Source organism: Pseudomonas sp. BAY1663, assembly GCF_000582595.1.
Lineage (GTDB): Bacteria > Pseudomonadota > Gammaproteobacteria > Pseudomonadales > Pseudomonadaceae > Stutzerimonas > Stutzerimonas stutzeri_AF.
On the sequence record NZ_AZSV01000007.1, the window covers coordinates 66,877 to 80,561 of the forward strand.

At 64.1% G+C, this 13,685-nt stretch carries 8 protein-coding genes and 5 pseudogenes; 7 read left to right on the top strand and 6 right to left on the bottom strand.

What is annotated here, in order from left to right; translation table 11 throughout:
• Window positions 1–9: 9 nt before the first annotated feature.
• A pseudogene (gene glgX / locus BAY1663_RS03910) lies at window positions 10–2,159 on the top strand (glycogen debranching protein GlgX).
• A gap of 52 nt (window positions 2,160–2,211) precedes the next feature.
• On the opposite strand, the gene BAY1663_RS03915 reads toward glgX, so the two are convergent.
• Genes BAY1663_RS03915 through BAY1663_RS03930 form a run of 4 tightly spaced genes read right to left on the bottom strand, consistent with a single transcriptional unit; the run spans window position 2,212 to window position 5,882 of the window.
• Window positions 2,212–2,922 carry an ABC transporter ATP-binding protein gene (locus tag BAY1663_RS03915; RefSeq protein ID WP_037038089.1) on the bottom strand — a complete coding sequence of 237 codons (711 nt, stop codon included), beginning with the start codon at window positions 2,920–2,922 and terminating at the stop codon, window positions 2,212–2,214.
• A gap of 1 nt (window position 2,923) precedes the next feature.
• Complete coding sequence (locus tag BAY1663_RS03920; RefSeq protein ID WP_037038091.1) at window positions 2,924–4,129, bottom strand: FtsX-like permease family protein; 1,206 nt, start codon at window positions 4,127–4,129, stop codon at window positions 2,924–2,926.
• Window positions 4,126–5,277 carry an efflux RND transporter periplasmic adaptor subunit gene (locus BAY1663_RS03925; RefSeq protein WP_037038093.1) on the bottom strand — a complete coding sequence of 384 codons (1,152 nt, stop codon included), beginning with the start codon at window positions 5,275–5,277 and terminating at the stop codon, window positions 4,126–4,128. The genes BAY1663_RS03920 and BAY1663_RS03925 overlap by 4 nt, the downstream gene beginning before the upstream one ends.
• Complete coding sequence (locus BAY1663_RS03930; RefSeq protein WP_037038118.1) at window positions 5,274–5,882, bottom strand: TetR/AcrR family transcriptional regulator; 609 nt, start codon at window positions 5,880–5,882, stop codon at window positions 5,274–5,276. Before BAY1663_RS03930 ends, BAY1663_RS03925 begins: the two co-directional genes overlap by 4 nt.
• Before the next feature lie 258 nt (window positions 5,883–6,140).
• Here BAY1663_RS03930 and BAY1663_RS03935 point away from each other — a divergent pair, with 258 nt between their 5' ends.
• A complete protein-coding gene (locus BAY1663_RS03935) occupies window positions 6,141–6,986 on the top strand; it encodes a M23 family metallopeptidase (RefSeq protein ID WP_037038095.1) in 846 nt (281 codons plus the stop codon).
• Between the two features lie 2 nt (window positions 6,987–6,988).
• Here the strand turns inward: BAY1663_RS03935 and BAY1663_RS03940 are convergent, their stop codons facing one another.
• The gene (locus BAY1663_RS03940) at window positions 6,989–7,279 is read right to left on the bottom strand and encodes a DUF2218 domain-containing protein (RefSeq protein ID WP_037038096.1); all 291 of its coding nucleotides are present in this window, start codon (window positions 7,277–7,279) and stop codon (window positions 6,989–6,991) included.
• A 41-nt stretch (window positions 7,280–7,320) separates the two neighbouring features.
• Window positions 7,321–8,148 (bottom strand): class III extradiol ring-cleavage dioxygenase, encoded by an 828-nt coding sequence (locus tag BAY1663_RS03945; protein ID WP_037038098.1) that lies wholly within the window; start codon window positions 8,146–8,148, stop codon window positions 7,321–7,323.
• Between the two features lie 104 nt (window positions 8,149–8,252).
• On the opposite strand from BAY1663_RS03945, the pseudogene BAY1663_RS03950 reads away from it, so the two are divergent.
• The 5 genes and pseudogenes from BAY1663_RS03950 to clsB all read left to right on the top strand — a co-directional run bounded on the left by BAY1663_RS03950 (window position 8,253) and on the right by clsB (window position 13,619).
• Window positions 8,253–9,172 (top strand): annotated as a pseudogene (locus tag BAY1663_RS03950) (LysR substrate-binding domain-containing protein).
• Window positions 9,173–9,395: 223 nt separating this feature from the next.
• Window positions 9,396–10,650: pseudogene (locus BAY1663_RS03955) on the top strand (zinc-dependent alcohol dehydrogenase).
• A gap of 12 nt (window positions 10,651–10,662) precedes the next feature.
• A pseudogene (locus tag BAY1663_RS03960) lies at window positions 10,663–11,582 on the top strand (DUF72 domain-containing protein).
• Window positions 11,579–12,381 (top strand): annotated as a pseudogene (locus BAY1663_RS23270) (endonuclease/exonuclease/phosphatase family protein). Before BAY1663_RS03960 ends, BAY1663_RS23270 begins: the two co-directional pseudogenes overlap by 4 nt.
• Entirely contained in the window at window positions 12,378–13,619 is a 1,242-nt protein-coding gene (gene clsB, locus BAY1663_RS03970; protein ID WP_037038102.1) for a cardiolipin synthase ClsB, read from the top strand. Before BAY1663_RS23270 ends, clsB begins: the two are co-directional and overlap by 4 nt.
• The last annotated feature ends 66 nt before the right edge of the window (window positions 13,620–13,685 follow it).

Below are 13,685 nucleotides of genomic sequence, written 5' to 3' on the forward strand. Positions count from 1 at the left end.
GGAGACATCATGAGCAAGAAAAAGCCCCAAGCGCCGCAGGTCATGACCCCATCCCGGATTCGCGAAGGCCTGCCCTTCCCCCTTGGAGCCACCTGGGATGGTTTGGGCGTCAATTTCGCGATCTTCTCCGCCCATGCCACCAAGGTGGAGCTGTGCCTGTTCGATGCCGGTGGCGAGAACGAAATCGAGCGCATCGAACTGCCCGAATACACCGACGAGATCTGGCACGGCTACCTGCCCGACGCGCACCCGGGGCAAATCTACGGCTATCGCGTGTATGGCCCCTACGAACCGGACGCCGGCCACCGCTTCAACCCCAACAAGCTGCTGATCGATCCCTACGCCAAGCAACTGGTCGGCGAACTGCGCTGGTCCGAGGCACTGTTCGGCTACACGATCGGCCATGCCGATGGCGACCTCAGCTACGACGAGCGCGACAGCGCGCCCTTCGTGCCCAAGAGCAAGATCATCGACCGGCCTTCACCTGGGGCCGCGACCATCCGGTGCAGGTACCCTGGGACAAGACGATCATCTACGAGACCCATGTACGCGGCTACACCATGCGCCACCCGGCGGTGGCGGACGAGCTTCGTGGCACCTTCGCCGGCTTCAAGACGCCGGAAGTGATCGACTACATCCGCAAGCTCGGCGTCTCGTCGATCGAATTCCTGCCCATCCATGCCTTCGTCCAGGACCAGCACCTGCTGGAGAAAGGCATGAGCAACTACTGGGGCTACAACAGCATCGCCTTCTTCGCGCCGCACCCGAAATACCTGGCCAGCGGCAAGATCAGCGAGTTCAAGGAAACGGTCGCGCACCTGCATAATGCCGATCTCGAGGTGATCCTCGACGTGGTCTACAACCACACCGCCGAAGGCAACGAGCTGGGCCCGACGCTCTCCATGCGCGGCATCGACAATGCCTCCTACTACCGGCTGATGCCCGACGACAAGCGCTATTACATCAACGATTCCGGCACCGGCAACACCCTCGACATGAGCCATCCCTGCGTGCTGCAGATGGTCACCGACTCGCTGCGCTACTGGGCCACCGAGATGCACGTGGACGGCTTCCGCTTCGACCTGGCGACCATCCTTGGCCGCGAGCACGAGGGTTTCGACGAACGCCACGGCTTCCTCGTCGCCTGCCGCCAGGACCCGGTGCTGGCCAAGACCAAGCTGATCGCCGAGCCCTGGGACTGCGGCCCCGGTGGCTACCAGGTCGGTCGCTTCCCGCCGGGCTGGGCGGAGTGGAACGACCAGTTCCGCGATACCGTGCGGGCCTTCTGGAAAGGCGACGACGGGCAACTCGCCGACTTCGCCAGCCGCCTCACCGGCTCCGGCGACCTGTTCAACCAGCGCGGCCGGCGGCCGTTCAGCTCGGTCAACTTCGTCACCGCCCACGACGGTTTCACCCTCAAGGACCTGGTCTCCTACAACCACAAGCACAACGAAGACAACGACGAGGACAACCGCGACGGCAGCGACAACAACCTGTCCTGGAACCACGGCGTCGAGGGCCCCAGCGACGATCCGGAGATCAACGCCCTGCGCTACCGGCAGATGCGCAACTTCTTCGCCACCCTGCTGTTCTCCCAGGGCACGCCGATGATGGTCGCCGGCGATGAATTCGCCCGCACCCAGCACGGCAACAACAACGCCTACTGCCAGGACAGCGAAATCGGCTGGGTGAACTGGGACATCAGCGAGGACAGCTACGGCCTGCTGGCCTTCGTGCGCAAGCTGATCCGCCTGCGCCAGCGCTTCCCGATGCTGCGCCGCGGGCGCTTCCTGGTCGGTGCCTACAACGAAGAGCTGGGCGTGAAGGACGTGACCTGGCTGGCACCGAATGCCGAGGAAATGAGCATCGAACAATGGGAGGACGGCCACAACCGCTGCATGGGCATGCTCCTCGACGGTCGCGCCCAGCCCACCGGCATCAGGCGCGCCGGCTCCGACGCGACGCTGCTGATCATCGTCAACGCGCATCACGACCTGGTCAACTTCATCCTCCCCGAAGTCCCCCAGGGTGTGTTCTGGAACCGTCTGGCGGACTCCAACAACCCCACCGCACGACCGGAACGCTTCGACTTCAACGACGAATACGCCGTGACCGGCCGCTCATTGCTGCTGTTGGAGTTGATCAAGGAAGAGGAATGAGGCCCGGGAGTGGAGCACTACTAACTTTCATGGCGCCCTCTTCGCTCCGGCCTCATTCGAATGATCGCCCCTCGCCTGCCTCTTCGTGGGTCACGCCATCGCGGATGTGATAGAGGCGTTTGAACGTGGGAATGATTTTTTCGTCGTGGGTGACGACAACGATCGCGGTCTCGAATTTGCGCGCCATGTCATTGAGGATGCGAATAACGGCCATGGCACGCTCGCTGTCGAGCGGTGCGGTGGGTTCATCAGCCAGGATGACAGGGGGACGATTGACCAAGCCACGCGCAATAGCCACGCGCTGTTGCTCGCCGCCAGACAACTGCGACGGCATCGCCGTGGCGCGGTGCTGGACATCCAGTGCACGCAACAGGTCGAGTGCAGTACGGCGGGCCTCGGTGTTGGGCATCTTGGCAAGCATCGGCAGCAGCGCAACGTTGTCGATGACGTCGAGAAACGGGATCAGATACGGCGCCTGAAATACGAAGCCGATCTTGTCTCGGCGCAAGGCACGCAGGTCTCGAACATTCCAGCCATCGTCGTAGATCAGCTCGTTGCCCAGCGTCATACGCCCGGCCGTTGGTTCGATAACGGCACCAAGGCACTTGAGTAGTGTGCTCTTTCCCGACCCCGAGGGACCGATCAGCCCCACCACTTCGCCGGGGGCGACGTGCATGTTCACGTTCTTCAGGGCGAAAACGGCTGTATCGCCCTCACCATAACGCTTGCTCAGGTTTTCGATATGAATGCCTTTCCCAGTCATTTCAGCCTCCGATGGCTTCTGCCGGATCGACCTTGAGCGCGATGCGAATGGCAACGATGCTGGCCAGCACACAGATAACCAGCACGGCAAGGAATCCAGCGACGGAGTCGAGCGGCATCAGCAGTACGTACTTGGGAAACAGCGGTGCGGAGTACGTGGCCGCAATCTTGCCCACGGCAAAGCCGATCAGCCCGAGGGCGAGCGCCTGCTGCATGATCATTGCGGCGATGGTGCGGTTTCGCGTGCCGATGAGCTTCAGCACGGCGATTTCGCGGATCTTGTCCATCGTCAGGGAGTAGATGATGAACGCGACAATGGCGGCGCTGACGATGGCCAGGATTACCAGGAACATACCGATCTGCTTGGCTGAGGTGGCGATCAACTTGCCGACGAGAATCTGCTCCATCTGATCGCGGGTGTAGACCGTCAGCCGCTTCCAGCGGCGGATGGATTCGGCCACTGCATCTGCCGAATGGCCTGGTTTCAACCTGACCAAGACGGCGTTGACGTATGGATTGGCAGCCTGGTCAGCAGTGACGGCCTCCAGCAGCCCGGGCACGTCGGGACGATCGAATACGGGATTGGCGGCCGTTCGGCGCCGACCTTGCCAGATGGCGTCGTTGTCCTTGAGGAACTGCGCCTGCTGGGCATCCTTGAGCGCAATGAACACCATCGGGTCGCCACTCGACGACACCATTCGCCGGGTCAATCCGACAACCGTGTACTGGTTGCGGCGAATGACGAGCCGATCCCCCAGCTGAAACCCGGTGGCGATATCGGCTACCGCTTCGTAGTGACCGCGGGTGATCTGGCGTCCGGCGATCAAATAGCTGGGCCAGCCTGGTGTATCCCCCAGCTCGCCAGGTGCCATGCCGACCACCATGGCACGCACGTCGCTGGTTTCCTTGCGTACCTGCATGGTCAGATAGGTGACGTTCGCCGCCTGCGAAACCCCCGGCATGGCCAGAATCGTGCGATACAGATCGTCGTTGATGCTGGACGACTCGGCGTAGGGGCCCAGCGTATCCCGTTGCACCACCCAGAGATCCGCACCGCTGTTGTCGAGCAGGACCTTGCCGTCGTCCACCATGCCGCGGTACAGCCCAGCCATGACCAGCGTGACACCGATCAGCAAGCCCAGCCCAATACCGGTGAAGAGGAACTTGCCCCACGCATGCAGGATGTCTCGGCCAGCTAGGCTGATCATCTCGCTACGCCCGGAATCTGCGTGACGACATGAATACGGTTGTGCGCCGCGAGGGCAGACTCGCTGTACAGAACAACCTGATCCCCGCTCTCGAGCCCTCTGGTCACCTGTACATAACCCGTAAGGTCGGCAGCCCCGAGTTGGACCGGAGTGAAATGCAATTTCCCATTCAGTATTCGCCAGACGCCAATGGTGTCGCGGTCACGCCTGACGGCGCCATTGGGGATGGCCAGCGCGGCCGGAAGCGCCGGCATTTCGATCGTCACTTCCGCCAGTTCACCCACTGGTGGCAGAGGTTCGAGGGGCGTATCGAAGACTACCTTGGCCAGCAGTTCCTCCGTCACCGCATCGGCCTTGGGTTCTATCCGCAAAATACGCCCCGGCAGTGCTTCGCCAGCCCGCGAGCGCAGCACAATACGAGCTGGCAGCCCCTCGGCGAGCCCTGTCGCGCCGACCTGATCGAAGCGTACATTGATCCAATAGCTACCGGGATCGATGATCTCCACGACTGCCTGCCCGGCTACAACCGTCGATCCCGGATCCGCATCGCGCATGGCCACCATGCCGTCCACCGGAGCAATCAGGCGCAAATCCTGATACTGCGCCAACAGGACCTCCAGGTCGGCGCGTGCCCGGGCGAGTTGGCCGGAAGCAGAAGCCAGCGCGGCATCGGCGAGCTGCAGCTCATGTCGCTTCGTCACGGCGATTTCTTCGCTGGTTGCGCGAGCCGCGAACAGTTGCGCATAACGCCGGGCCTGGGTACTGGCGTAGGCCTGCTTGAGTTCTGCCTCATGCAGGCTCGCCTCGGCACTTCTGACGGTTGATTCCTGCGCGCGCATCCGCTCGTGGAGATCGATGGGATCCATTTCTCCGAGCAGTTGCCCCGCCATGACCCGATCTCCGACATGCACATCGAGATGCCGGAGGCGCCCGGTCGAGGTTGGGCCGATTTTGTAGGTGTAGCGCACCTCTACCGTACCGATACCGAACAGTGCCGGCGCAACCGACCGTGACGCCACCGGCACGGTCGTCACCGCGACTGGCGCGAGCGGCCCCGAGCGCAGGCCGACGTATCCGAACAGCACAACCAGCGGTACGACTATCGCAAGCATCGCAAGGGCGCGACGGTTTAGCGTAGGCCGTTTCATGATGAAGTCTCGATGCCGCGCCGATAGATCGCGAAGGCTCGAGGTGCGTCGCGGCGGATTCGTTCTACGTCTCCATCCAGCAGCGATTGCATCACCAAGCCCTGGATCGTTCCGATGAAAAGCATCGCCGCCGCCTCGCTATCCAGCGAGGCGGACAATTCGCCACTCGACTTGCCTCGTTCGATGAGTCGATGCAGACGCTCCCCGTAGCGCTGGATCAACGTCTGTACCATCCGCTTGGCCGCCGTCGACTCGGCACGCTGCAGCTCACCGAAGATCATACGTGGCACCCCGGGGTGCTCGGCGACGAATTCGACATGGCTCATGAACATCGCCTCCATTGCCCCCAGAGCGGATTCGATGCCCTGAGCGGAGCGATCGACCCGCGCGAGCAGGCGCTCGGCCACCCATTCCATCGTTGCTTGCCAGATAGCGTCCTTGTTCGCGAAATGCCGAAACAACGCGCCTTGGGTCACGTGCATGTGCTTGGCGATCGCCGCAGTCGTGATCTCGCTGGGGTTCTTCGATCCGGCTAGCTCGACTACCGATTCGACCGTTACAGCCCGGCGTTCGCTAGCTGAGAGGTGTTTGGAGTGTTTGTCCATGGTGACGCCCAAAAGATAGTAATTGATTACTATCTTATCTCGACCGGAGAACAATGCAAGCAAGCCTCCATACCGGAGTCGAATTCATGCCGTCCTATGCCGCTTCAGCCGATCACCAATTGGAATACCGACGTGCGGTCATGAACCCAGGCCTGTGAGCCAAGTCCCAAAACGAACGCGGCCATCTCCAACGAACCGACGGATTCGTCCTGCCCGTCGCCGCGTCGGCAGGTTGTCCCTTCCGTGAAGGATCACGCCATGCACCCTTTGCGCCCACTCGTCTATCCGCTGCTATTACTGCTGGGCCTTGCGCCCCTGCCCGTCCTGGCTACCAGCAATCAAACGAACGCCACCGGCAAGCCCGGGAGCGTGCGCCTGTTCATCAACCGTGCCGGCAGCGGCAAGGTGATGGATGTCAGCAATACCCTGGATGTACCGGTGGAAGTGACGTTGCGGCTCACCCGCAGGGTGAATGTGGCCGGTGTCGGCAAGGGGCCGATCCGCAAGACGGTGCCCGCCAACAGCCGAGTGCGCGTGGCCACGCTGAGCAAGCGCCAGCCCGGTGGGCCGATCATGTTCAAGCATTCGTTCAGCTATGCGCTGGTCTTTTCGCCGGAGCCGGACCAGCCTGGATCGGTCGCCGGGCCGGCCTATGCGCTGCCCTGGCAAGGCGGGCCTTTTCGCATATCCCAGGGGGCCGGGGGCGACTTCAGCCACAACTCGCCAAGCGGCCGCTACGCGGTGGATATCGCCATGCCGGTGGGTACGCCGATCGTGGCTGCACGGGCGGGCACCGTGGTGAAGGTACGCAACGGCCAGGGCGGCCGCCTGCCCGACCCGGCCGGCAACTACGTGCGTATCGAGCATGAGGACGGCACGCACAGCGCCTATCTGCACCTGCGTCGTGGCTCGGTGCGGGTACAGCCGGGCCAGCCGGTGAAGGTCGGTACGCTGCTCGGCAAATCGGGCAGTACCGGCCGCAGCACCGGGCCGCATCTGCATTTCGTGGTGCAGAAGCCCTACGGCAAGCGCATGCTGTCGATCCCTTTCCGGTTCACCCAGCCGGTGGAGTCACTGCCCAACTTCACCCTGAGCCGCCAGTGAGGTCAGGCGGGGCCGGAAAGCCAGGCGATGCCCAGCGATTCGTCGCCGGCCATGCGCTGCAGGTGATCGGCCACCACCGTTTGCATGCGTTGCAGCTGCTCCGGATCGGGAGACTGCAATCGCGCTTGCAGGCCGGCCGGCGATACCTGCAGGCTGCACTGGCCGAGCGGCAGCTCGATCTCGCCGCCCTGCTCGTCCACCTGCACCGGAAACTTGTGCCGCCAGTGATTGCACAGGCGTTTGATCAGTCGTGCCGGGTTCGCCGTGGCAACCTGCGCATGGGATGTGTGCATTGGGTTTCTCCTGAGGATTGCAGCCCTGGTCGGGTATTCGTTCAGCCGAATCGATAGGCTGACAAGGTGGTTTCCATAACGCGATCGGCGAATACCTTCCGACCGCTCGACGTCGCTCCCGCTCCGGCAGCGACCAGCAGCGGCAGCAGATGCTCCTCGGCGCGCGGAGGATGACAGAGCCGCGCCGCGGGTGCCTGCTCCCAGTGCTGCAGCCGATCATCGCGCTCTGCCGGGGCAGCCTCGACCGCGGCTGTCAGCCAGCGATCGAAGGTGTCGGAAATCGGCCCGAAACGTGGATCGCCGTAGCCGCGCATGTTGTGGAAGCTCATTCCGCTGCCGACGATCAGAACGCCCTCGTCCCGCAGGGGTTGCAGCGCGCGGCCCGCCTCGATATGCGCGAGTGGGTCGAGATCGCTGCGCAGCGACAGCTGCACCACCGGAATATCCGCGCCGGGGAACATCAGCTTCAGCGGGATGAACATGCCATGGTCGAACCCGCGCTGCGGCTCCTCGCGGGCCGCCAGCGAGGCCTGGCCAAGCAGCTCGGTGACGTGCCGGGCCAGCTCCGGCTGCCCCGGCGCGGGATAACGCAGTTCGTAGGTATGCGGCGGAAAGCCATGGTAGTCGTAGATCAGCCCCGGGCGTGCAGCGCTGGTGACGCCGAATGCCGGCTGCAGCCAGTGCCCGGATACCAGCACAATGGCCTTCGGCTTCGCCGGCAGGCTGGCGGCCACGCCCTTGAGGAATTCGGCCATGGCGTTCCAGGCGGTTGGCGGGTTCCAGTCCATGAAGAAACACGGCCCGGCACCATGCGGAACGAACAGGGTCGGCATGCGCTGTTCGAGGGATGAAGTGTTCGATGTGGCCATGGCCCATACCCGTGCAATGAACGTGTCGACAGCATGAATTACACTCCTGCCCGGGAGAACCCGGCAAGAATCGCGAACACTTCATACCCAGGGTAGGAAACCAGATGCTCGACCGTATCACCAGCATGCGTGTATTCGTCCGGGCGGCCAGCGCCGGCAGTCTCTCGGCTGCGGCGCGTCATCTGGGCATGTCGCCGGCAATGGCGACCAAGCACGTCGATGCGCTGGAAGCGCGGCTGGGGGTGAAGCTGTTTCACCGCAGCACCCGACGCCTGAGCCTCACCGAAGCCGGCAGCCGTTATCTGGAGGCCTGCCAACGTATCCTGCCGGAGATCGACGAAGCCGAAGCCAGCATAGCCTCGCAACGGGTGGAGGCGACCGGGCTGTTGCGGCTGAACGCGCCACTGTCCTTCGGCACACGCTACATCGCCCCGCTGCTGCCGGCTTTCAGCCGGCGCCATCCAGCGGTGAAGGTGGAACTGGGGCTGAGCGACAGCCAGGTCGACCTGCTCGACGGCGGTTGGGACCTGGCGGTGCGCATCGGCCAGCTCGAGGACAGCCCGTTGCAGGCCCGGCGCCTTGCCGATTGTGCGATGCAGGTCTGCGCGGCCCCGCGCTACCTGGATGAACGGGGTGTCCCGCGGCGCGTAGCGGACCTCGCTCAGCACAACTGCCTGGGCTACAGCCTGTCGACGCTGGTCGGCAGCAAGCAGTGGGCCTTTGGCCGCGATGCGCAGGTGCGCGTCGCGATCAGCGGCGATCTGGTCGCCAATAACGGCTCGGCGCTGCTGGCGGCGGCCTGGGTGGCCAGGGCGTAATCTACCAGCCGCAGTTCATCGTGGCTCCGGCGCTGCGTAGCGGCGAGCTGGTTGCGCTGGAGCTGGACCAGCCCTGCGTAGCGCTCGGCGGCATCCATGCCGTCTACCCGCCCGAGCGGCGCCCGCCGGCCAAGGTGCGGGTGATGATCGACTATCTGGTCGAGGCCTTTTCCGGCGAGCTGCCATGGAGCCTGACGCCGCCGTGAAGCGTTGCCGCGACAAAAAAAGATGAACCATCCAAAGCCGGAAAAAGTCGGAACAAGTGAGCGCGGTGCCAATCGCCTCACGTCCGGCTGCGTCGCGGTACCGGCGAATCCGTAGCACAAGCCCCGCGTTCGATATTGCCTACAGCGACCAGGACTGTAGCTCCACCCACCACCCGCCCTTGACACCGCCTGGTGCGATCAAGGGGTGCGATATGGAGTCGTTATGAAAGCTGTTGTCTACCACGCCGTTGGCGATATCCGCCTCGACGATGTGCCCGAGCCGCGCATCGAGGCGCCGACCGACGCATCGTGCGCATCACCGCCTCGGCCATCTGCGGCACCGACCTGCACTTCGTACGCGGCACCTTCAGCGGCATGCAACCCGGCACCATTCTCGGCCATGAAGGCGTGGGCATCGTCGAGGAGCTTGGCCCCGACGTGCGCAACCTGCAGATCGGCGATCGCGTGGTGATCCCGTCCACCATCGCCTGCGGCAACTGCTCCTACTGCCGCGCCGGTTATTTCGCCCAGTGCGACGGCGCCAACCCCAATGGCAAGGAGGCCGGCACCGCCTTCTACGGCGGGCCGTCGGCCACCGGCCCGTTCCATGGGCTGCAGGCCGAGAAGGCCCGCGTGCCTTTCGCCAACATCGGCCTGGTCAAGTTGCCCCCGGAGGTCAGCGACGACCAGGCGATCCTGCTTTCCGATATCTTCCCCACCGGCTACTTCGGGGCCGAGATGGCCGAGGTCGGCAGTGGCGATACCGTCGCGGTGTACGGCTGTGGCCCGGTCGGCCAGTTCGCCATCGCCAGCGCCAAGCTGCTCGGTGCCGGCCGGGTGTTCGCCATCGACCAGTTGAACGACCGCTTGCACATGGCCCAGCACCAGGCGCGGAAGTGATCAATTTCAGCCGCGAGGACCCGGTCGCCACCCTCAAGCGCCTGACCGGCGGCATCGGCGTCGACCGCGTGATCGATGCCGTGGGCATCGATGCCGACCACGGCTGCTGCGCCGGCAAGCCGGACGACCGCCAAAGCCTCCACCGGGGCCTCTGGCAGCCCGGCGATGCGCCGTCCCAAGTGCTGGAGTGGGCGGTACAGAGCCTCGCCAAGGCTGGCACGTTGTCGATCATCGGCGTCTACCCGCCGGATGCGATGACCTTCCCCATCGGCCTGGCGATGAACAAGAACATCACCATCAACATGGGCAACTGCCACCACCGCAAGTACATCCCGCTGCTGATCGAGATGATCCAGGCACGGCGCATCGATCCGGCGAAGATCCTCACCCAGATCAAGCCGATGAGCGACGCGATCGCTGCCTTCGAGGCGTTCGATCGGCGCGAGAACGGCTGGATCAAGGTCGAGCTCCAGCCGCAGCGGCGGGACAGCCGTGGCAGCGAGGAAACGGTGGTGGACGATGCGGTCGCCGATACTTTCCCGGCCAGCGATCCGACCTCGATGCAGAGTCCCGGCTAGCAGGTGAGTAGGATGGCCGCCATCCATATCGGCATATCCGGCTGGCGTTACGCACCATGCGAGGTGATTTCTATCCCAAGGGGCTGGCGCAGAAAAACGAACTGCGCTTCGCCTCGCGGGCGGTGAACAGCATCGAGATCAACGGTTCGTTCTACGCACTGCAGACGCCCGAGCGTTACGCCGACTGGTACGCCGATACCCCGGACGGCTTCGTCTTCAGCGTCAAGGCGCCGCGCTACGTCACCCATATCCTGCGTCTGCGCGAGGTGGAGAAACCGATCGCCAACTTCTTCGCCTCGGGCCTGTTCCTGCTCAAGGAAAAACTCGGGCCGATCCTCTGGCAGTTCCCGCCCTCCTTCCGCTTCGACCCCGCGCTGTTCGAGAGCTTCCTGCGCCTGCTGCCCCACGACAGCGCCGCCGCGCTGGAAATGGCCAAGGGCTGCGAGGCGCGCATGCAGGGCCGCAGCCATCTCGCCATCGACCGCAAGCGCCCCATGCGCCATGCCGTGGAGATTCGCAACCCGAGCTTCGTCGACCCCGCCTTCATCGAGCTGCTGCGCCAGTACCGGGTGGCGCTGGTGGTCGCCGATACCGCCGGCAAGTGGCCCTACCGCGAGGACCTGACCAGCGACTTCGTCTACATCCGCCTGCATGGCGCCGAAGAGCTCTACACCAGCGGTTATACCGACCAGGCCCTGGAACGCTGGTGCCGGCGCATTCGCCTGTGGAACAGCGGCTCGCAGCCCGAGGATGCCCAACTGATCACCGCGTCCGAGGCGTCGCCAGCCCGTTCGCGCGAGGTGTACTGCTATTTCGACAACGACGTGAAGGTCCGTGCGCCCTACGACGCGCGGCAGCTGCTGCGCCGGCTCGGGCTGGACGAGGGCCTGCAGGCCACGCCCGGCCAGTTGCAAGAAGGAGCATTCGCTTGACTCTGGATAAAGACCACCCCATCGAAAGCATCGATCTCGATGCGCACATGGCCACCGCGGTCAACTCGCTGCGCATACTCACGGTGAACACGCACAAGGGCTTCACCGCCTTCAACCGCCGCTTCATCCTGCCGGAACTGCGCGAGGCGGTGCGCAGCGTTGCGGCCGACGTGGTGTTCCTCCAGGAGGTGCTCGGCACCCACGAGAAGCACGCACTGCGCTTTCACAACTGGCCGGCGGCACCGCAGTACGAGTTTCTCGCCGACAGCATCTGGACCGACTTCGCCTACGGGCGCAATGCGGTCTATCCCGACGGCGACCACGGCAATGCACTGCTGTCGAAATTCCCCATCCTGCGCTACGAGAACCTAGACATCTCCATCGCCGGGCCGGAACGCCGCGGGCTGCTGCACAGCGTGCTGCAGGTGCCCGGCCACGACGAATTCCACGCGATCTGCGTGCACCTGGGGCTGCGCGAATCCCACCGCCAGCAGCAGCTCGAACTGCTCTGCGATCTGCTCGACACCCTTCCCGAAGGCGCGCCGGTGGTGGTGGCCGGCGACTTCAACGACTGGCGGCTGAAAGCCACCCGCACACTCGACCGCTGCGCGGGGTTGCACGAGGCGTTCGCCGTCTCCCAGGGGCAGGTGGCCAAGACCTTCCCGGCGCGCTGGCCACTGCTGCGCCTGGATCGCGTCTACATACGCAATGCCAGCAGCCACGGCGCGAAGATCCTCGGCAACAAACCCTGGACGCACTTGTCCGATCATCTGCCCTTGCGGTGGAGATACACCTATGAAATTCCACTGGAGAGACGGAAATCGCCTTCAGTTGCTGGAGAACGGCGAAGAATTCTTTCCCCGTGTGTTCACGGCCATCGCCCAGGCCAAGAAAGAGGTATTGCTGGAAACCTTCATCCTGTTCCAGGACAAGGTCGGTATCGAATTGCAGAAGGCCCTCATCGCCGCTGCCGCGAACGGTGCCAGCATCGACGTCACCGTCGATGGCTACGGCTCGGCCGACCTGCACGGCGAATTCGTTGCGCAGATGACCCATGCCGGCATCCGCATCCACATGTTCGACCCCGGCAAGCGCCTGATGGGCCGCCGCCTCAACGTGTTCCGCCGCATGCACCGCAAGATCGTCGTCGTCGACGGCGAGATCGCCTTCATCGGCGGCATCAATTTCTCCGCCGACCACCTGGGTGATTTCGGCCCCGGCGCCAAGCAGGACTACGCCCTGCAGGTGGAAGGCCCGGTGGTGCACGACCTGCACCATTTCGCGCTGAGCCAGATCGCGCCGGACAAACCGACGCGCCGCTGGTGGCAGCGGCGGACCTGGCCGCAGGCGCCGGGCTACGGCGGTGTCAGTCGCGGCGAGGCGCGGGCGCTGTTCGTCATCCGCGACAACGACCAGCACCGCAATGACATCGAGCAGCATTACCTCCAGGCAATTCGAGATGCGCGCTCCAGATTATTGATTGCAAACGCCTATTTCTTTCCCGGTTATCGCGTGCTGCGGGAGATACGCAATGCCGCGCGGCGTGGCGTGCGGGTCCGCCTGATCCTCCAGGGCCAGCCGGACATGCCGATCGCCAAGTTCGGCGCGCGCATGCTCTATAACTACCTCATGCGCGACGGTGTGGAGATTCACGAATACTGCCGCCGGCCGCTGCACGGCAAGGTCGCCCTGGCCGACTACGAATGGTCGACCGTGGGCTCGAGCAACCTCGATCCGCTGAGCCTGTCGCTCAACCTGGAAGCCAACCTGATCATCCGCGACCACGTGTTCAATCGCCATCTGCACGAGCGGCTCGACTACCTGTTGCAGACCGACTGCCGGCGCATCCCGCTGGAACGCATCATCCGCGGCTTCTGGTGGCGTGCGCCGCTGGCGTTCCTGATCTTCCACTTCCTGCGGCATTTTCCCGGCCTGGTGGAACTGTTCCCCAGCCACCGGCCGCGGCTCGAACTGCTCGACCCGGATGCCCCGCCCATGGACCCGGCCCCCTCACCCATGCAGCGAGAACAACGATGAGCCAGCCGAGCGAAGCCAAGGCGCAGGCAGATGGCAGCGGCGCTGGCCGCTGATCAAGAAAATCCT

Coding starts and splice junctions, on each gene's coding strand:
- BAY1663_RS03915 (WP_037038089.1), bottom strand. CDS start 2,922: ATGACTGGGAAAGGCATTCATATCGAAAACCTGAGCAAGCGTTATGGT.
- BAY1663_RS03920 (WP_037038091.1), bottom strand. CDS start 4,129: ATGATCAGCCTAGCTGGCCGAGACATCCTGCATGCGTGGGGCAAGTTC.
- BAY1663_RS03925 (WP_037038093.1), bottom strand. CDS start 5,277: ATGAAACGGCCTACGCTAAACCGTCGCGCCCTTGCGATGCTTGCGATA.
- BAY1663_RS03930 (WP_037038118.1), bottom strand. CDS start 5,882: ATGGACAAACACTCCAAACACCTCTCAGCTAGCGAACGCCGGGCTGTA.
- BAY1663_RS03935 (WP_037038095.1), top strand. CDS start 6,141: ATGCACCCTTTGCGCCCACTCGTCTATCCGCTGCTATTACTGCTGGGC.
- BAY1663_RS03940 (WP_037038096.1), bottom strand. CDS start 7,279: ATGCACACATCCCATGCGCAGGTTGCCACGGCGAACCCGGCACGACTG.
- BAY1663_RS03945 (WP_037038098.1), bottom strand. CDS start 8,148: ATGGCCACATCGAACACTTCATCCCTCGAACAGCGCATGCCGACCCTG.
- clsB (WP_037038102.1), top strand. CDS start 12,378: ATGAAATTCCACTGGAGAGACGGAAATCGCCTTCAGTTGCTGGAGAAC.